The sequence below is a fragment of the Vibrio penaeicida genome (assembly GCF_019977755.1).
GTDB lineage: Bacteria > Pseudomonadota > Gammaproteobacteria > Enterobacterales > Vibrionaceae > Vibrio > Vibrio penaeicida.
Genome location: NZ_AP025144.1, coordinates 951,056 through 968,647, shown reverse-complemented (window position 1 = coordinate 968,647; position 17,592 = coordinate 951,056). Strand labels below are relative to the sequence as shown.

At 43.3% G+C, this 17,592-nt stretch carries 20 protein-coding genes and 1 tRNA gene; 5 read left to right on the top strand and 16 right to left on the bottom strand.

The window, feature by feature from the left end:
* Positions 1-6: 6 nt before the first annotated feature.
* The 12 genes from flgK to LDO37_RS04555 form a co-directional block, all read right to left on the bottom strand.
* Positions 7-1,887 carry a flagellar hook-associated protein FlgK gene (gene flgK / locus LDO37_RS04610; RefSeq protein ID WP_126607848.1) on the bottom strand — a complete coding sequence of 627 codons (1,881 nt, stop codon included), beginning with the start codon at positions 1,885-1,887 and terminating at the stop codon, positions 7-9.
* Positions 1,888-2,090: 203 nt separating this feature from the next.
* Positions 2,091-3,002: a flagellar assembly peptidoglycan hydrolase FlgJ gene (gene flgJ, locus LDO37_RS04605; RefSeq protein WP_101113473.1), complete on the bottom strand. Its 912-nt coding sequence runs from the start codon at positions 3,000-3,002 to the stop codon at positions 2,091-2,093.
* Between the two features lie 9 nt (positions 3,003-3,011).
* Entirely contained in the window at positions 3,012-4,109 is a 1,098-nt protein-coding gene (locus LDO37_RS04600; RefSeq protein WP_101113472.1) for a flagellar basal body P-ring protein FlgI, read from the bottom strand.
* A gap of 25 nt (positions 4,110-4,134) precedes the next feature.
* Complete coding sequence (flgH, locus tag LDO37_RS04595) at positions 4,135-4,911, bottom strand: flagellar basal body L-ring protein FlgH (RefSeq protein WP_126607849.1); 777 nt, start codon at positions 4,909-4,911, stop codon at positions 4,135-4,137.
* 13 nt (positions 4,912-4,924) lie between these two features.
* Complete coding sequence (gene flgG, locus LDO37_RS04590; RefSeq protein ID WP_101113470.1) at positions 4,925-5,713, bottom strand: flagellar basal-body rod protein FlgG; 789 nt, start codon at positions 5,711-5,713, stop codon at positions 4,925-4,927.
* Positions 5,714-5,735: 22 nt separating this feature from the next.
* Positions 5,736-6,485 carry a flagellar basal body rod protein FlgF gene (locus tag LDO37_RS04585; protein ID WP_101113469.1) on the bottom strand — a complete coding sequence of 250 codons (750 nt, stop codon included), beginning with the start codon at positions 6,483-6,485 and terminating at the stop codon, positions 5,736-5,738.
* Positions 6,486-6,665: 180 nt separating this feature from the next.
* On the bottom strand, positions 6,666-7,970 hold the full coding sequence (gene flgE / locus LDO37_RS04580; RefSeq protein WP_126607850.1) for a flagellar hook protein FlgE: 1,305 nt from the start codon (positions 7,968-7,970) through the stop codon (positions 6,666-6,668).
* A 28-nt stretch (positions 7,971-7,998) separates the two neighbouring features.
* The gene (locus tag LDO37_RS04575) at positions 7,999-8,706 is read right to left on the bottom strand and encodes a flagellar hook assembly protein FlgD (RefSeq protein ID WP_101113467.1); all 708 of its coding nucleotides are present in this window, start codon (positions 8,704-8,706) and stop codon (positions 7,999-8,001) included.
* An 18-nt stretch (positions 8,707-8,724) separates the two neighbouring features.
* Entirely contained in the window at positions 8,725-9,141 is a 417-nt protein-coding gene (flgC, locus tag LDO37_RS04570) for a flagellar basal body rod protein FlgC (RefSeq protein WP_101113466.1), read from the bottom strand.
* A gap of 4 nt (positions 9,142-9,145) precedes the next feature.
* Positions 9,146-9,541 (bottom strand): flagellar basal body rod protein FlgB, encoded by a 396-nt coding sequence (gene flgB, locus LDO37_RS04565; protein WP_101113465.1) that lies wholly within the window; start codon positions 9,539-9,541, stop codon positions 9,146-9,148.
* 327 nt (positions 9,542-9,868) lie between these two features.
* The gene (locus LDO37_RS04560) at positions 9,869-10,696 is read right to left on the bottom strand and encodes a protein-glutamate O-methyltransferase (RefSeq protein WP_101113464.1); all 828 of its coding nucleotides are present in this window, start codon (positions 10,694-10,696) and stop codon (positions 9,869-9,871) included.
* A gap of 10 nt (positions 10,697-10,706) precedes the next feature.
* Positions 10,707-11,633: a chemotaxis protein CheV gene (locus LDO37_RS04555; RefSeq protein WP_126607851.1), complete on the bottom strand. Its 927-nt coding sequence runs from the start codon at positions 11,631-11,633 to the stop codon at positions 10,707-10,709.
* 101 nt (positions 11,634-11,734) lie between these two features.
* Between LDO37_RS04555 and flgA the strand changes: the two genes are divergently transcribed.
* The 3 genes from flgA (at position 11,735) to LDO37_RS04540 (ending at position 13,348) form a co-directional block, all read left to right on the top strand.
* On the top strand, positions 11,735-12,454 hold the full coding sequence (gene flgA, locus LDO37_RS04550; protein ID WP_126607852.1) for a flagellar basal body P-ring formation chaperone FlgA: 720 nt from the start codon (positions 11,735-11,737) through the stop codon (positions 12,452-12,454).
* A 121-nt stretch (positions 12,455-12,575) separates the two neighbouring features.
* Positions 12,576-12,887 (top strand): flagellar biosynthesis anti-sigma factor FlgM, encoded by a 312-nt coding sequence (gene flgM / locus LDO37_RS04545; RefSeq protein WP_101113461.1) that lies wholly within the window; start codon positions 12,576-12,578, stop codon positions 12,885-12,887.
* 35 nt (positions 12,888-12,922) lie between these two features.
* The gene (locus LDO37_RS04540) at positions 12,923-13,348 is read left to right on the top strand and encodes a flagella synthesis protein FlgN (RefSeq protein ID WP_126607853.1); all 426 of its coding nucleotides are present in this window, start codon (positions 12,923-12,925) and stop codon (positions 13,346-13,348) included.
* A gap of 173 nt (positions 13,349-13,521) precedes the next feature.
* Here LDO37_RS04540 and LDO37_RS04535 read toward each other — a convergent pair whose 3' ends face one another.
* Together LDO37_RS04535 and LDO37_RS04530 are read right to left on the bottom strand one after the other, a co-directional pair.
* A complete protein-coding gene (locus LDO37_RS04535; protein WP_126607854.1) occupies positions 13,522-13,950 on the bottom strand; it encodes an LPP20 family lipoprotein in 429 nt (142 codons plus the stop codon).
* Positions 13,951-13,981: 31 nt separating this feature from the next.
* Entirely contained in the window at positions 13,982-14,617 is a 636-nt protein-coding gene (locus tag LDO37_RS04530; RefSeq protein ID WP_104399140.1) for a FlgO family outer membrane protein, read from the bottom strand.
* A gap of 158 nt (positions 14,618-14,775) precedes the next feature.
* Here LDO37_RS04530 and LDO37_RS04525 point away from each other — a divergent pair, with 158 nt between their 5' ends.
* Positions 14,776-15,915, top strand: coding sequence for a flagella assembly protein FlgT (locus tag LDO37_RS04525; RefSeq protein WP_126607855.1), 1,140 nt, complete (start codon positions 14,776-14,778; stop codon positions 15,913-15,915).
* A gap of 49 nt (positions 15,916-15,964) precedes the next feature.
* A tRNA-Arg gene (locus LDO37_RS04520) sits at positions 15,965-16,041 on the top strand.
* Between the two features lie 244 nt (positions 16,042-16,285).
* Here the strand turns inward: LDO37_RS04520 and LDO37_RS04515 are convergent.
* The gene (locus LDO37_RS04515; RefSeq protein ID WP_126607856.1) at positions 16,286-16,777 is read right to left on the bottom strand and encodes a hypothetical protein; all 492 of its coding nucleotides are present in this window, start codon (positions 16,775-16,777) and stop codon (positions 16,286-16,288) included.
* 90 nt (positions 16,778-16,867) lie between these two features.
* Positions 16,868-17,572 carry a phospholipase D family protein gene (locus tag LDO37_RS04510; RefSeq protein ID WP_126607857.1) on the bottom strand — a complete coding sequence of 235 codons (705 nt, stop codon included), beginning with the start codon at positions 17,570-17,572 and terminating at the stop codon, positions 16,868-16,870.
* Between the last annotated feature and the right edge of the window lie 20 nt (positions 17,573-17,592).

Here is a 17,592-nt window from a genome sequence, read left to right as displayed (position 1 = left end):
TTCCTCCTATCTCAGTGCCAAAATAGTGTTAAACGTATCATTCGCTGTTTGCATGATTCGCGAAGATGCCATGTAAGCTTGTTGAAACTTCATCATGTTTGCGGCTTCTTCATCTAAGTTAACCCCTGAGATGGAAGCAATACGTTCTTTTGCCGCTTCATTTTCTAGCTTAGCAATATCGGCAAGTCGCGTGGCGGTGGATGTTTTCAAACCGACATCAGTATTTAGGTCCTTATAAACACCCAACACTGTTGTGTTACCATCATTCATCACCTTATCCGTTTGGATATTCTGCATTTTAAGTAAGTTGCCGTTATCACCTTCAGAAGGGACAAGGTTTGCCGCAAATTTGTCGTTCGCATTTGCCCCACCCGTCAATTCGAATACTGTTCCATCAACGGTGACGGGACCAGAAGGAGGATAAGCTTGAGGCTGCATTACCACCAGCCCCTGCATATCCAATACGGCAAATTGGTCACCAGTAGGAGAAACAACAATCTGAAACTCTCTTAGGTTACCTGCTTGAAGAATATTGAATTTGGCAGTACCCAGGGCATCAGTGTAGGAACTTTCGTAACTTTGAGCGGCAATTTTTGCAGGGTCGTTCATTTCAACTCGGATTAAAGAAGCGGAACTTTCAGTTGGACGAATGAGAAAACGCTCTCCATCTTCTGGCGCATTATTTACATTGATTCTCATACCATCCAGAATGAAACCATTGGCAAACACACTACTGGAAACGGTAATACTCTCACCGCTTGGTTTGGTTACACGATAGCTAGACCCATCGTATTTAACCGAATATTCGCCACCGCTGAGCTGAGAGATATCTTCGATATACACACCGATATCCGCTTTTGAATCTGTCGATGTAATCACACGTGATTTCAACATTTCAGCAGAGTTAACATCTGTGAATACGTTTTTACCTATGTCTCCACGTAAATCTAAACCTTGTGATTGAAGCTTGTTGACGCCGAAAGACATCGCAGTCGCAATACGCCCAAGTTCGCTCATGACATTAGGAATGGATTCATCGCGAGCTTTTAAGAATGCCGATAACTTGCCGTTCAAGCCATCATGTTTAATGGCTTTTACGCCTTTCCCTTCAACCATACCTATACGAAGCTGTTGAGGATCGGGCTTACCCGGTAGAAGGGTTAACTGGCTGGCTTCGGTTCCAGATACTAAAGTGTGTCCATTGCCAATATGTACGTTAAAGCCTTCATTATTTTTACGAGGAGTTACCGTTACCTTGGTGTATTGAGCCAACTCATTAATCAGACGCTCATGTTCGTCTCGGAAGTCGTTATGCGGTCCTGGTGTACGCATCATCAAACGGTGTACATCACGTATTTCAGTCGCCAATGAGTTCATATGCTCAACGGCATTCTGCATCTTCTTATTGATGTTTTCTTTTTCTGTGCGCACGACAGAATGGAAGTGATTTAAGTTTTGTGTGATCAGTTGCGACTTTTCTAACAATACTTTTCTTGCACCCATGTCGTTGGGTGAATCCGCCAGCGTTTTTAATGCATCAAACCATTCATTGATGTTTTCTGGGATTTTCTTCGAAGCCACTGAAGACAGCATGTTGGTAATGTTATCTAGGCTTTCTTCGGTATCCAGTTTGTTTGCAAATTCTGTCGTGGTGAGATTGAGCTCATTGACGGCAAATTGATCCCAAGAGCGGCGAACATTTTCCACATGAACACCCATGCCATAGGTTTGCCCCCCGTATTGCTTAGGGGCATTAACAGCTTGCATCACAGACTGGCGGTTGTAACCTTCGGTATTCGCATTAGAAATGTTATGACCGGTGGTGTTTAGTTGCCGCTGAGCTGTCAAGACGCTTTGTGTACCTACATTAAGTAGATCCGATGACATAATGCCCCCAAAAAAGAATTACTTAGAATCAGTAAAATCGCTACTGTATAACCATGTAATTATGTGATTGCAATATGTATGCCACATATACTTATTAAATATCACTTGGAGCATTAGATGTATTAAGAGAGGGGTCATTCAAAGAGGGGAATTATTACTGGGTCAAAGTAAAAAGCTGCACAAGTAGTGCAGCTTAAAACTGATCAATTGCTCAGAATATCATCGACTTGAGCTTTAACTCTTAGAACTTTATCAGCGTAGTTCGGGTCGGTAGCGTAACCCGCTTTATGAATACCATGAATGAACGCTTTATTATCCCCTTCATGTTGAAGTGCTGTTTGGTAGCGAGGGTTATCATTCAAGAAACGTACGTAATCATTAAAGCTGTCTTGATAAGAAGAGTAAGAACGGAAGTCCGCTTTCTCTTTCACGGGCACACCATCATAAACTTCTAGAGTTTGAGTCGCGACTTTGCCGCCATCCCAACGCTTATCTGCTTTGATATTGAATAAGTTGTTACTGGATCCTAGAGAGTTCTTCACAACTTTCTGCCCCCAGCCCGTTTCTAGCGCAGCTTGCGCAATAATGACTGAAGCATCAACGCCGAGAGCTCGTGCCGCTCTATCGGCATAAGGTTTCAATTTATCAACAAACTGCTGCGGGCTATCAAATGCCGATTCACTCACAGCTCGTGTTGCCGTTGCTTCACGCACTTTATCCGAATCCACGGGTAGGCGAAGTGAAGTATCCATTGCTGCATTTCTCATAGCAATTTCAGAATGATTTTCACCAGCCCCAGCACTCAGTTGAGCCACAATCATATCGGCAAGACCAAGTGAACCTGAATCGCTCATTTCACTTGCCATTTGTTCATCAAGCATCTGACGATAAAAATCTTGATTTTGGCTTTTCATCAAATCAGATTCAAATGTCGTATTCGCATCACGCATTGATTTAAAAAGCATGGATGTGAAGATGGATTCAAACTGCTTTGCCGCTGTTTTCAGTGCAGCCTGCTTTTCTTCATCGGTTCCTGCACCCACCGCTCCCTGACGAAGTTTATCTAAGGATGCAATATCGTGAATAAAGCCTATATCGTTAGGATTCTTAACCATCGTGCTCTCCTAGATGATAATCAGCTGACCTTCAATGGCACCGGCTTGCTTTAACGCTTGCAAGATAGCCATCAGATCAGAAGGCGCAGCGCCAACTTCGTTCACCGCTCTCACAAGGTCATCTAGTGTCAGACCTGGCTCAAACTTAAACATCTTGCCTGACTGCTCTGACACTTCAATATCAGTATCTGGCACGACAACGGTATTCCCGCCACCCAGTGCATTAGGTTGGCTTACATTGAGATTTTCTTTAATCGCTACTGTCATACCACCATGAGTCACAGCGGCAGGCTTTAACCGGACGTGTTTGCCGACAACGATGGTACCCGTTCGAGAATTAACAATGATCTTTGCGGAACCATCTGCAGGGTTGAATTCAACATTTTCAACGGCGGATAAGAAGGCTACTCGTTGGCTCACTTCACGAGGAGCCCGTACTTTTACAGACGTGGCGTCTATCGCTTGTGCCATTTGTGGACCAAGGAAATTATTGACTGCATCCGCCATACGTTGAGCAGTTGTGAAGTCAGACTCCAAAAGGTTAAAAGTAATGTAATCACCTCGGCTAAATGGGTTCGGGACTTCACGTTCAACCGTTGCTCCGCTAGAAATGATACCTACGGTTGGGTTATTACCAACGATTTTGGACCCATCAGCCCCTGTGGCACTAAATCCACTAACCACTAAGTTACCTTGTGCTACAGCATAAACTTCACCATCCAAACCTTTTAAGAAGGTTTGCAAAAGTGTTCCGCCTCGAAGGCTTTTTGCTGCACCAATCGATGATACGGTCACATCAACTTGCTGACCTTGCTTTGAGAACGCTGGAAGCTCCGCAGTCACGATAACCGCTGCAACGTTCTTGGTTTTAGGTTTCGTACCCGGTGGTAATTGGATGCCGAAGTTTTGAAGCATCGCATTAAAGCTTTGATCAGTAAAAGGTGTGGACTCCCCCGTGCCTGGTAAACCTGTTACCAAACCGTATCCAACCAATTGGTTGCTACGAACCCCAGCAACTTTAGCCACATCCTTAATTCGCGCTGCTTGAGCTGAACTGACTGCCAGCATCATCAAACCCGCTACTACTACTGTCCATTTCTTTAACATGTCAAAACTCCGACAATTCTCTCACTTACAGAGATACATTAAAGAATCGTGCCAAGAATCCAGGCTCTTGCATATCTTGTTGATTTCCCGTGCCTGAATACTGAATCCGTGCATTTGAAATACGAGTTGAAGCAATCGTGTTGTCAAAATCTATGTCATCCGGTCGAATTGTGCCGCTCAAGCGGATATATTCATCCCCTGTATTTAGAGTAAGCCATTTCTCACCACGAATAATCAGATTACCATTCGCCAACACTTCTATTACCTCTACGGTAATAGAACCACTAATACTGTTGGATTGGTTTGCAGACGCATTACCTTTAAATTTGTTCTCATTACTCAATTCGTATGAAAAGTTGTAATCTTGAATCTTTAGCTCTTGCCCGCCGACGTTTAAAGGATCCATAGACGCGTCATTTGACTTACTCAGATCGGCATCTGCACTTTTCGCGGCTTTGGTATTCTCCGCCAAATTCACAGTGACAATATCGCCTACCCCGTGAGGTTTGCTGTCATCATATAAGTTCTGGGTATGCTGAGTGTTAAACAACGATCCCGTTGCTGTCGCGTAATGCGCTGGTTTTTGCTTAGGGTGAATGGGAGCCCAAGCCGGATCGCCAGCAACTGGGTCAGTTCGACCGCGCAGCGTATCAATGATACCGCCACTACTGTCTTTAGACTTATCGCCTTCTATCGCATCCACAACGGTTGTACCCGCATTTGGATCGGTACCATCCGGCTTTTGCATGGACGTACAACCTGCCATCACCAATGTTAGAAAAACCAATAGTAAACGCATCATGACAGTCACCTTATTACAGTTGTTGGTTCACAAAGCTCATCATCTTATCGACAGATGAAATCACCTTGGAATTCATTTCATATACACGCTGAGCTTCAATCATATTCACAAGCTCTTCGGTTACATTCACGTTTGACGTTTCCAGCATAGATTGACGAATCGAACCCAAACCTTCCAAACCCGGCACACCTTCTTGAGGATCCCCACTCGCGCCTGTCGGCAAGTAAAGGTTCTGACCAATAGGCTCTAAACCACCAGGATTGATGAAATCAACCGTTGTAATCTGACCGACTACCTGATTGTTTTGCTGACCACGTACTCGAACGGATACTTCACCATCGTTACCTACGGTAATGGAGATCGCGTTATCTGGAATCACAATTTCAGGCTCTAATCGATACCCTGATCCAGACGTAACGACAGCGCCTTCACCATCAAGCGTAAACTGCCCGTTTCGGCTGTAGCCGATGTTGCCGTCAGGTAATAAGATTTGGAAAAATCCATCCCCTTCGACCATAAGGTCCAAAGCGTTGCTCGTGGTTTGCGCATTACCATTGGTGTGCACTTTTTGCGTAGCAACGACTTTCGAGCCGGCACCGAGCATCAAACCAGAGGGAAGTTCCGTATTCTGAGATGATTGACCACCAGGCTGGTTAATATTTTGGTAGAAAAGATCTTCAAAAACTGCGCGGCTCTTCTTGTAACCAACCGTAGAGGCGTTTGCCAAGTTATTCGAAATGGTTGAGATATTCGTTTGTTGAGCATCTAAACCTGTTTTACTTACCCATAATGCTGGATGCATAACTAAATCCTCACTCTAACGGTTAGCTGGAACGCAACAGAGAATCGGACGCTTTGTCCATATCTTCTGCCGTACTCATCATTTTGACTTGCATTTCAAACTGGCGCTGTAAGTCAATCAAACTGGTCATTTCGCCTACAGCACTCACGTTGCTGCCTTCAACGGCTCCAGTCATAATTTTGATGTTTGCATCAGCTTCGTATTCATTGTTGTCATTTTTGCCACGAAAAAGTCCGTTTGTATCTTTGTATAAAGAACGGTTATCCGTGTTGGTTAATTTGATTCTATCGACGGCTTCAATCGCATCTGCTGGAGCACCTTGAGGAATCACAGAAATCGTACCATCTCGACCGATTTCTACTTTACTCAATGGAATTGGCAACGTAATCGGAGCACCCGTTTCACCCAAAACAAGGTGACCTGAACTGTTGGTCAGTAATCCGGTTTGATCGATATGTAGATTACCGTTACGGGTTAAACCTTCTTTACCCGTTTTATCCATCACGGCAATCCAACCATTGCCTTCTATGGTCACATCCAGATCTCGTCCAGTTGTAATCACACTACCTTGAGCAAAGCTTTGCCCTGGGCGTTCCGTCATACTGAACACTCGAGTAGGTAAGCCATCGCCGTATGCTTGCATAGAGCGAGCCTGTGCCAAATCGGCGCGAAAGCCTGTCGTGCTGACGTTAGCCAAGTTATTGGCTTTTAACTGCATTGCCTGCATGTTTTGTTTTGCCCCGCTCATCGCGAGAAACAGTGAACGATCCATGGTGTGCTCCCATAAAAGTCTATGAAAGCTAAAAAGCAAACATCGTGCCAGTTTTTATGCCGTTGATATTTAAGAATTTATATAGAAAAGAGAATCGAAGAGATAGGTAGAAGCGGAAAAGATCCGGCAGAGCAAACAAGCATTGCCGCATGAAGCGGCAATGACAGATGATTGAAGATGTTATCGAATTTGAAGGATGTTCTGTTGCAGACCGTTGTGCACTTCTAGTGAACGCGAGTTCGCTTGGAAGTTACGTTGAGCTGAAATCAGATCCACCAGCTCCTGAGTCATATCGATGTTCGACTGCTCTAGAGTACCGCTGGTTACCGAACCGAATGAACCTTTGTTAGATTCACCCCAAATCTTATCGCCAGATAATTGAGTAGAATTCCACTGAGTACCGCCTTTCTTATCCAAACCTTGTTCATTCGGTACACGTACTAGCGCAACACGCCCTAACGTTACCGCTTCACCGTTTGAATAAGTGCCCATAACGCTACCGTATTCATCAAAATCAATCTTAGACAAAAAGCCCGTTGTTGCACCGTCTTCATTGAATTTATTCAACTCAAATGGGGCTGCATATTGGGTTGCTCCAAGCTGGTTAAACTCGATTTGTTGGTTTACATCCGCACCATTTAGGTTAATGGGTACTGCGCCAGCTCCTAACGGTTCAGAAACAACTTTTGTCCCGTTATTAATACTTGCTAACGTACCATCATTGTTGAACCTAATGGTGTGACCCACGTGACCAGTCGGAGAAGTCGCATCACCACCTTGAATGTTAAGAGGCTTTTCACCATCTCCATCGGTCATCGTATAGTACGAATGCCAAGTGTTTGGTTGAGTAGCATCTTTCAAGTAGTAAGTTGTCATCTTATATGACTGACCCATAGAGTCATAAATTGTCGAAGATGTGGAACGGTTATAAGTCGTCGGATCCGTAATATCGAACAATGCTGGATCTTTCAATTCACCATTTGCAGGCACGTTAACGCCTAGTTCGATATTTTCTGTCGGTTTAGGACGACCGAATTCTGCTGGAATGTTTAATGGCTGTGGCTCGTAAGACGCAACCTCACCAGTATCTGGGTTCACCTGATAGCCTAATAGATATTCTTCGTTAGAAGTCACCATGTAGTTATCTTTGTTTAGGTGAAAAGCACCATTACGAGTTAATTCGTTCAATTGTGGCTCTAAACGATCTTTCGATACCGCAAAGAAGCCTGTACCGGAAATTCGTAGATCCATTGGGTTGTTTGTATAAATACTGGAACCTTCATGGAACTGCTGTGCTACTTTTTGCGCCTGAGCACCACCACCTGTTGCTGTTTTAGCATTGGTGAAAATTGAGTTTGAGTAAACATCGCCAAATTCAGCACGAGACTCTTTAAATCCGTATGAGTTGGCGTTCGCAATGTTGTTACTGGTTGTGTTCAAGTCCAGTTGAGCTGCGGATAACCCGCTTAAAGCAATATAAGACATTCCAAAATTCTCCTATCTAGCTAGCGCTTTACGCTTTTCCAACTTCTAGTACTTCAGCTAGTCGAACTGGCGATTCAAAGCCAGCCAGATTGAGTAGTACATTCCCATCACCTTTACCAAGGAGCACGCTGTTCACGTTTGCGTAAGTTGATACTTCAAATTCACGCGACTCCCCGTCTAGCAAACCACCCGCTTTCACGTTGTATTTGCCACCCGGCAATGGATTACCGTTTTCATCTAATCCGTCCCATTCAACCTTACTATCACCGGCAGGTTTTGCACCTACGTCAAGGGTACGGACAAGTTGCCCTTGTGCGTTCTCAATCCGAACAAACATGTTGTCCAGTGCTTGAGGTACCTTAACCATGGCAGACATGCCAGCGTTATCAGGTTTAATGCCTGCGGCACCGGGGACTAGTACATCACGACCAACCAATGACGATGCTTGCAACGCTTGGTTAGAAGTCATGGATGAATTCAGACTTTCGAACTGATTATTCATCTTCCCGATACCATCGACGGTCGCAAATGAAGCCATTTGCGCAATCATCTGGTCATTGCTGACCGGCTTAAAAGGATCCTGTTGAGCAAGTTGCTTGGTGAGCAACGAAAGAAAATCTTCTTGGTTAAGATCGTTTTGTCCCGTTACTTTTTCAGGCTTATTCTGCTCTTGCAGGCTCTTAAGCTGATCAACATAGGACAAGCCGCTCTGACCAACATTGTTGATTCCGGCCATTACGTTACCTCCTTATCCCTATTGACCCATCTGCAGCGTACGCAGCAGCATTTGTTTGCTTGCATCTGCTACTTGCACGTTTGTTTGATACGCACGAGAAGCAGAAATCATATTAGCCATTTCTTCCATCACATTAACATTCGACTTAAAGATGTAGCCTTCGTCGTTTGCCATTGGATGCTCAGGGTTGTACTCAGCATCAAGTGGTTTATCACTTTCAATGATGCCCATTACCTTCACAGGAACATTGTGGTCACGGTTATACTTCGCTTTGTTTAACTCAGCCCCAAACACAGCATGGCGTGCTTTGTAAGTTTCTTCTGCAGAACTGCTTACACTGTTTGCGTTTGCTAGGTTACTAGAGGTGGTATTTAGACGAACTGACTCAGCGCTCATGGCAGATCCAGTCACATTGAATACATTAAATAAGCTCATCTACTTACTCCCCTTTTAAGGCTTTAGTTAGGTTCTTAAACTTACTGCCTAAGAAATCCAGTGAAGCTTGATGACGAATTTGGTTTTGCATAAACAAGTTACGTTCCAAATCCACATCAACGGTATTGCCGTCACCCGTGTCCGGTTGCGTTGGTAATCGATACAGAGTATCCCCTGCAATATCAGTAGAGGCATGAATGTGCCGACCATCTGTACGAGAAAGACCAAAGCTTGCCCCCGACTTTGCCGCTTTAAGCGCCTTGTCGAAATCCATGCCCTTCGCTTTAAAGCCAGGAGTGTTCGCTTGCGCGATGTTGGTGGAAATCACCTCAGCATTGCGCTCACGTAAGCCAACGGTGTGCTGGTGTATCCCTAAAGCTTTATCAAACGAAATAGTCATATCTTGCCTCTACCAAAAAGAACTGACTTACCTGTGAATTATTTTGCAATCTGCGTGCCAAGTTTTAGTAGGTAGCCAAAAGAAAATAAACTCACACTTTCAATACAAGCAAATATTGAGCCAAAGGCTATGCAACAGTAGGATTTTGTGCGTGTCTTTGAAACGATCCTCATAGATCATACGATCTTTAGGACCAATAATATTTGGAATGTCATTAGTGAGTGTATACCTAACGCGGTCTTTCGTCAGCAAATGCGTGTGGAGTGGAATACCGGGCAATAAAAAGCCCAGCAATGATTGCTGGGCTTAGAAACGTTGTTAATGTGATTACTTAAGCTTATATATAATGCCAGGATTGCAACGAACCATATCGAATTTGTCAGTCAATCCAGTCAACGACTCCGAAGCACCAAGAAGCAGGTAGCCCCCAGGGTTCAAACATCCAGCCATTTGATTAAGTACTTTTGATTTCATATCTGGTGAGAAATAAATCAAAACATTACGACAAAAAATAATGTCGAACTTACCTAAAAGTGCGTAGCTATCCATTAAGTTTTGAGGGCGAAAGTTTACCATGCGCTTAACGTTATCTTTCACCTTCATCTTACTGTCGCCAGCATCTTCGAAGAACGTTTTCCGGCGCTCCGGAGAAAGGCCGCGACCAAGTGCCAAGTTGTCGTATACACCCGCTCGGCATGCATCCAGCATACTGGAAGAAATATCCGTCGCCGTAATAGATACATTAGATAACATACCTGGTTTCTTTGACTGCGTTTCTAAGATAGTCATAGCGATCGAATATGGTTCTTGACCAGAAGAACTCGCTGCCGACCAAATCTTAATTGGGCGCTTGTTTGCCGCCACTTCCGGCAATAGTTTGTCTGACAACACCGAAAAAGGGTAACTATCACGAAACCAAAGTGTTTCGTTTGTCGTCATTGCATCAACCGCGGCAACTCTAAGTTCACGGTTTCTACCTGTGATCACATCTCTTAATAAATCAGAAAGTGACGCAACTTTAAATTTGCTTACCAGAGGACTCAATCGACTTCTGACCAAATACTGCTTGCTATCACCTAGTACAATCCCACATTGGGATTCTAGGAAACGGCTGAAATCGCGATACTCTTGATCGCTTATAGTTATCGCTGTCATTCAGTTCTCTTTAACCGGATACCGCTGCTTTAACTGCTGAGCCAAGCTCATCAGGATTAAATTTCGCAATGAACTCATTCGCACCAACACGCTCAACCATTGCTTGGTTAAATACACCACTCAATGAGGTGTGAAGAATGACATGAAGATCTTTAAGGCCCGCATGGCGACGAATTTCTGCCGTCAATGTGTAGCCATCCATTTCTGGCATTTCAATATCCGAAATCACCAATGAAATTTGCTCGTAGATGCTACCTTCTTCCGCCATTTCAGCAAGTTTATCATAGGCCTCTTTGCCATCTTTCACCGCAATAGCTTCAAAACCTAAGCCTTCGATAGCGCGTTGTACCTGTTTACGTGCAACGGTAGAGTCATCTGCGATCAAGATTCGACGAACAATATCTTTCTCTTCTTGAATGTTCGCAATTTCTTCTTTGATGTCTTCACTCATGGTTTCATCAATAGGAGAGATTTCCGCAAGAATTTTTTCTACATCGAGAATTTCGACTAATTCGTTGTCTATATTCGTAACGGCTGTTAGATAGTTAGCTTTACCTGCGCCATCAGGTGGAGGAAGGATCGACTCCCAGTGCATGTTAATGATCCTTTCAACAGAACTCACCAAGAATGCTTGGATTGTTCGGTTGAATTCTGAAATCACAACAAAGCACTTATCCAGATCGGTTGTTGGGCGACCACCAGTAGCCAAACTCAAATCGATAACAGAAACGGTTTGCCCACGAATGTGCGCGACACCTTTCACCAAAGGGTGTAAGTTAGGCATCGACGTCAGCTTGGGACACTGGAGTACTTCTTTAACTTTGAATACATTGATGCCATAACGTTGACGTCCCATTAGACGAAACGTTAAAAGCTCTAATCGGTTTTGACCGACGAGTTGTGTGCGTTGATTCACTGAATCAAGAATACCCGTCATAAGCGCATCTCCATCTCAAGCGTTTTCTAGTAAAGTATAATGAAAATCTAACAACCAAGATCATTACATACAAAATAGCGTATTATAAGGTAATTCTCAGTATGCAATCCATATCTAAGTGTAGAGCTTTCTGCAAAAAGTTTGGGAAAAGTATCGGCTTTTGTTTAACTTTCTTTAGCCTATATTGTTCCGCTGCTACTGAGCAACAGATCAAGGATATCCAAAACGCCGCCGAAGCACACGTAAAAGCAACCTTTAAGACAGCCTCATCGGACAAGTTAGATCTTAACGCAGCTAACTTGGATTCGCGCATAAAAGCAACAAACTGTCCATCACCTTTAGTGACCTCTTCCCCCTCCAATTCTCGTTCAAATACCAATGTAACCGTACTTGTTGAGTGCGTAGAAGACAATTGGCGCGTGTACGTTCCGGTGCGAATAACCCTAATGCGCCCGTTAGTCACTGCTCTTCGTCCTCTAGCCAGAGGTGAACTAGTTAACAAATCAGATATTAGCATAACTTTTGTCGAACAACGTGCTTATCGTCGGTATGGTTTTAATCAGATCGATCAAGTTGCAGGCGCAAAACTTAAGAAAAACATCCGACAAGGTGAAGTTATCGAACGTCGAGATATTTGTGTAGTTTGCCGTAATGAAAGCGTTGTAATTAAAGCGGTTAAAGGGGAATTAACCATAACCACGAAAGGAACCGCTCTCTCAGATGGTGCTCAAGGCGAACAAGTAAGGGTGAAAAATACCAAATCAAATCGTATAATTAATGCTATAGTTACTGGAATTGCAGAAGTAACTGTTACGTTTTGATCTGTATAAATTGGAAAATGAAAAAACTCGATCTTTTGAGTAAATTTTAGTTAAAGTATTCCAAATCCTTGTCGATATAATTTGTACAGGTTCTTTATAATTTGCGAATAAGGCTCAAACTATGGCAAGCATTGATCAATTAAGGTCCGGGCAGAATGTGGCAACTAGCCGCACTCAAACCCGCACAGATTCAAACGCTACGTCGCGTTCTGATTCTGTCGCCGAACCTAAAGGCGGCAAAGACGCTGTCTCGCTTAGCCAAGAAAGCAAAGCGATCGGTCAACTTCACCAATCCATGGCTGCCGAGCCCAGCTTTGATAGCGCGAAAGTCGCTGCTATTAAAGAGGCAATTGCAAACGGATCCTACACTGTAGATCCGGAGAAGCTGGCAGAAAATATGGTGAAGTTTGAAGATGAACTAGCTGGACTGTAATAGCTGCAGTCCAGCTTTTTTTCAATTCTTAATTTATGGCAACATTAAATAGTCTACTCGAATATCAAATTCAGAATGCTCAATCCCTTTCGGGTCTGTTAGAGCAGGAAAAAGTCGCGATCGCTAACCGTGTTTCTAAAGACATCGAATCCTTAGCGAAGCAAAAACTCGCCTTAATATCACAGCTCCAACAAACCGACCAACGAATTGCCGAACATACTGACGTTGAGCAGCTTCAATCAAACACCGCATTTGCAGATAAAGTAAAGCAAGTACAATCTCTTGTGGCAGAATGCCAACAAATGAATGAGATCAACGGTGACGCTTTACAGCGCGCTCAGCTAAGCTTCAATAAACTGCATAACCTAATGCAACAAAGCCGCGGCAAGATTGGTATGACCTACAATGCCGGTGGTCAAACTCATACGGTTTCAACACTTGGTACGAATATCAAAGCGTAACCCAATACCCAAGTGACTTCTTTCTAGCTTCTTGGTATAAGCAAAATTACTGGATTTAAAAAGCGGCAACCTAATGGGTTGCCGCTTTTGTTTGAAGCGATCACTTTAGTTAATGTGATCGTTTGATTAGAGCAATAGTATATTTCGCTGAAGAGAATAGCGGTTTTGTTCAATCAAAATAGAGTCGATTTCTTTTTAATTGGCACTTGTTGGACGTCACCGTATTCACGTAACTTATCCATCTTTTCTATATCCAGTTTCAGCTCGGTCACATAATTGTCACCTACAGCATAGGTTCTAACGACCTCAGCACCACGGATCACACCGTCTACAGCTCCAGACGCATACTCGGTGCCTAGACGTTGATCTTCAAGATCCGATCGTGCGCTTACTCGTAAACCATACACTTGTTCTGCGAGTTCACGATAGGCATCGACTTTTGAAGCTCTTAACGCACGCACCTGCTTTTCTTCGGCTGTGCGCCCTCTTTGCTCACTAATACTCGCATACCCTACGGCAACCAAAACGTTCTCGCTGCGGTTATTAATAGGCTGGCAACCTACTGCCACCAGCACGGTAATCAATAAAAGTAACTTTTTCATCTCTCTCACCTTAATCTCTGCTTCGGCAATTCTATGGACGTAGAATAATGGTGTTCTGCGTTTTCATCTCTGGATCGGAGCGAATGATCACACCATCCTGAGTTCGAATACTTCTCAGGGTTTCTAGATCACGCCCAATACGATCTGCCGGCAAGAAACCTTGTGCTGTTGCGACAACAATACGGGTTTGCATACCAACCACACGTGCGTTTACTAACACACCACCTTCTTGACGCAACATCGTTCCCGTCAGAACGTATTTGACATCTTGCTCTCTTGCCAACTCTTTCCAGTCACGGCTAAAGGCAAAATCGCCTTCTTGCGTCACTCGAATAGAGCCTGTTGCTTTAAAGTCCACCACTTTAAATCCACGACGTTGAAATTGGTGAATAAAACCCTCAGAAACAGAGTTCCCTAACCAATTCGTGGTGTCCATATTTTGTAAATCAACAAAAGATGTAATGGCAATAGGTGAACGCGCCGACACGCTGGTATTAGAAAGAATCAACTCCTCAGTTAAACTTTCTACAAAAAAATCCATGGTATGACGAGGCGTATCCATCAGCATAAATCGGCTGCCTGGATACGTGTCTTTACCATCGTATATTGGTGAAAATGCGCAAGACGCTAAAAGCATTGTCATTGCGACTACAAACCATTTCTTCATTCTCTTCATCTCCGGATATACTTGGTGTTATTACTCCAACGTGTTTACCAGTTGTTGGAACAATACTTGCTTTTCCTTAGTTGCTCGCTAAGAAAAAACTCACCGAAACCTGCTAACCAAGTATTTAGCAAAAAACATACCCAAATGGTAAAACACTGATGAAAAAATACGATTTGCGAACCATCTTGTTGATATTCAGTTTGATCTTTTCAACTGGACTTCACGCTGCATGGTATGAAGTCAATGGCGATGCCACCATAGTGTCAACAAAAGAGGCAGCAAGAATTCACGCCATAGAGGATGCGCTATATAAAGCAATGAGTTTTTCTGGTGCCGACATCGGCACGCTCAGCTTCATTCAGCCTTTTCTGGAAGATCCAAGACAGGAATATCAGTTTACCAATCACGAAGTTCGTTATGTCCGTATCGTTAATGAAGACACTTCAGGCGGCAAAGTCAGGTTAAAAGTTAGAGTGGATATTTACCCTTCGGCAAAGGGTTGCCATGTAGACCAGTATAAAAAGACATTTGCTGTGGGGCTTATCGATATACTCGAACCCACTCAAGCCGTTATGGGCAGCATGTATTATCTCGGTAAAGATTACGGCACAATCATCAGCCGCCAATTAAATGAAGAATCACTGAGCTTTTATTCTGTAGGGACAACAGAATATGAGATCAGAAAAGATCAACCAGAAGTCGTCAAAATGCTGGCACAGGACACAGGTGCACAATACCTTATGACAGCAGCCATTACTGATCTCACTGCCACAGTCGAATCTTCACTGCTTGGGGGAGAAACCATTAACCGCCAGTTTGCTATGGAAGTAAGTGTGTTCGATGGAAAAACGGGCAATGAAATGTACACTAAGAATTATCGTGAAGTGGCACTTTGGCCTTTCCCTAAAACCAGTAAAGTAGACACCAAGGGTGCGCGGTTCTGGTCTTCTACCTACGGCGAAATGATGATGCGTGTTAGCCGTAACGTGATGCTGGATCTGGAATCTGAGCTGTCTTGCAAGATCACCTTGCCAGAAATTGTGTCGATAAAAGATAACACCGTAACCATCGACCTAGGTCGCCGTCATGGCGTGAAAAAAGGCGATGTATTGCAGCTTTGGCATACAGGAGCCTTTGTTGATCAGCACGGAATTGCCCGTAATCGCGTGTCTAAGAGTGATATAACGCTTACCGTAACGCGCGTCTATGATAAAGGTGCAGAGCTTTCAATAAATCAACCTAATCTCGCTCGAAGCGTTCAAATTGGCGATGTGATGCACAAACAAATTTTCGACTAAAACCAAACGCTTAACATCGGGAGAAAAATAGGTATGATAAAAATAATCCGCTCCCGTGGCACAGCTGGATAGCGCGGCCCCCTCCTAAGGGGCAGGTCACAGGTTCGAATCCTGTCGGGAGCGCCATATAAAACAAAGCCTTAGCTTATTTTTAAGCTAAGGCTTTTTTGTTTATTGCCACTATATGTAGCACCCATGTAGCAATTTTCTATTTTTCTGTAATCAGTGCTACACAGCTTGATATCGTAGATAAATCACGAGCCGGAACTCTCGATTTCATAAAAGCTAAGTCCAGTGAATTCATTTTTTGTCACTAGGTTTAAAAAGCTGTTTTCAGCATTCGATGTATATAGGCTTATCGGAGTGTCGCTTATCTTAAACAACTTTGGAGTAGAACCTTGTTGCGATCGACAACGAATCGTTTGTATGGTCTGGTTTTATGTATTCGACCATTGGGTTTGTAGTTTACCTCTGTCAATTCGCTGTCTAGCGCATCCAGTTTAGAAACAACATTTAATGCATACCATACCGAGTTATCAACATTCACAGGTAAAAACTCGCAAGATGCCCCCATCTTTTCCTGAAATTTAGGTACTATGTCGTGACGAACAACAAAAGTACTGCTCCCCCAAGCGGCAACCATTGGCTTCTCCAAATCTGCCGAGTCATCATGTATTAGCCAGTCGAGTGGTATAGGATGCCAAGTTGATAACTTTGAAGAACCATCAAATATAAGCCATTCACCATCACGAATAACTTCTGAATCTGAGAGGCTTGTTTGTTCAAGATATAGGTATTTATCTACATCCGCTTGAATACCGAATACTTTAGTGAAAGCGTCTTCTTTAGCCTGCAATTTCATTTGCCCTTGTTCGCATATTTAGGAACAACAAACTAAAGGGCTAGCAATTCGTTGCTAGCCCTATAAACATATATTCGCCTTAATATTCGCTCAATCTAGTGTTAAGTCACTTGGCCAAATAAAGTATGCCCCGAACCGCTTGCTGTATTTTTGTTCTGCACCAACGTTGATGCCTTTTTCGGTAAGAATATGCTTATCCTCTTTGTAAGTCAGATACCCAGCAGAACAGCATTTATCTAGAAACTCATTGGTCTTAAGTTTTAGCCTTTGAGCTACCTTTGAAGACGAGAGTTTAGTACCTTGGCTTTGTTTAACTTCAGAATCCTGATCTGACGCTTGTACACTTTCCACTTTTTCGAAAGAAATACGTACTTCATCACTTATTCGTATAATTCTTTGCGCTTCTTCATAGGCGTCACGGAAAATGTCTGCATCTTCATGTCTATCAAGGAATATACCCATTTCATTATTATTAACCTGACTAAACTCGTATAGGTTTAAACTCGAAATGATACAAGACTCTTCGTTGATATAGCACTTAGCGTGAAGATTTTTGCAAAAGCTTGTGCGAACAAAAGAAAGCTCCTTTAGCCAGTTAATTTCTTCTGGTTGCAGTTCACTTTTACCGTAGACAATTCTGATGTCTATTTTCATTCTATCTTTATCTTCAAGCAGTTCTTTAATTCGATCATTGAGCTTCAAAAAAGGGCTGATTAAGATAAGCCGCTCAGACGCATTTTTTATCAACTCTTCTAGATAATAATTCGTTGCGCTGGTGTTTAAAAATTTAGCCATAAGAACGTTCCTTGGTAACG

Excerpts from the sequence above, each read along its gene's own strand:
- flgG (WP_101113470.1), bottom strand. The coding sequence starts at position 5,713 with ATGCATCCAGCATTATGGGTAAGTAAAACAGGTTTAGATGCTCAACAA.
- LDO37_RS04600 (WP_101113472.1), bottom strand. The coding sequence starts at position 4,109 with ATGTTAAAGAAATGGACAGTAGTAGTAGCGGGTTTGATGATGCTGGCA.
- LDO37_RS04555 (WP_126607851.1), bottom strand. The coding sequence starts at position 11,633 with ATGACGGGTATTCTTGATTCAGTGAATCAACGCACACAACTCGTCGGT.
- LDO37_RS04575 (WP_101113467.1), bottom strand. The coding sequence starts at position 8,706 with ATGGCCGGAATCAACAATGTTGGTCAGAGCGGCTTGTCCTATGTTGAT.
- LDO37_RS04540 (WP_126607853.1), top strand. The coding sequence starts at position 12,923 with ATGGCAACATTAAATAGTCTACTCGAATATCAAATTCAGAATGCTCAA.
- LDO37_RS04535 (WP_126607854.1), bottom strand. The coding sequence starts at position 13,950 with ATGAAAAAGTTACTTTTATTGATTACCGTGCTGGTGGCAGTAGGTTGC.
- LDO37_RS04585 (WP_101113469.1), bottom strand. The coding sequence starts at position 6,485 with ATGGATCGTTCACTGTTTCTCGCGATGAGCGGGGCAAAACAAAACATG.
- flgC (WP_101113466.1), bottom strand. The coding sequence starts at position 9,141 with ATGAGCTTATTTAATGTATTCAATGTGACTGGATCTGCCATGAGCGCT.
- LDO37_RS04530 (WP_104399140.1), bottom strand. The coding sequence starts at position 14,617 with ATGAAGAAATGGTTTGTAGTCGCAATGACAATGCTTTTAGCGTCTTGC.
- flgM (WP_101113461.1), top strand. The coding sequence starts at position 12,576 with ATGGCAAGCATTGATCAATTAAGGTCCGGGCAGAATGTGGCAACTAGC.
- flgK (WP_126607848.1), bottom strand. The coding sequence starts at position 1,887 with ATGTCATCGGATCTACTTAATGTAGGTACACAAAGCGTCTTGACAGCT.
- flgE (WP_126607850.1), bottom strand. The coding sequence starts at position 7,970 with ATGTCTTATATTGCTTTAAGCGGGTTATCCGCAGCTCAACTGGACTTG.
- flgA (WP_126607852.1), top strand. The coding sequence starts at position 11,735 with ATGCAATCCATATCTAAGTGTAGAGCTTTCTGCAAAAAGTTTGGGAAA.
- flgJ (WP_101113473.1), bottom strand. The coding sequence starts at position 3,002 with ATGGTTAAGAATCCTAACGATATAGGCTTTATTCACGATATTGCATCC.
- LDO37_RS04560 (WP_101113464.1), bottom strand. The coding sequence starts at position 10,696 with ATGACAGCGATAACTATAAGCGATCAAGAGTATCGCGATTTCAGCCGT.
- LDO37_RS04510 (WP_126607857.1), bottom strand. The coding sequence starts at position 17,572 with ATGGCTAAATTTTTAAACACCAGCGCAACGAATTATTATCTAGAAGAG.
- LDO37_RS04525 (WP_126607855.1), top strand. The coding sequence starts at position 14,776 with ATGAAAAAATACGATTTGCGAACCATCTTGTTGATATTCAGTTTGATC.
- flgH (WP_126607849.1), bottom strand. The coding sequence starts at position 4,911 with ATGATGCGTTTACTATTGGTTTTTCTAACATTGGTGATGGCAGGTTGT.
- flgB (WP_101113465.1), bottom strand. The coding sequence starts at position 9,541 with ATGACTATTTCGTTTGATAAAGCTTTAGGGATACACCAGCACACCGTT.
- LDO37_RS04515 (WP_126607856.1), bottom strand. The coding sequence starts at position 16,777 with ATGAAATTGCAGGCTAAAGAAGACGCTTTCACTAAAGTATTCGGTATT.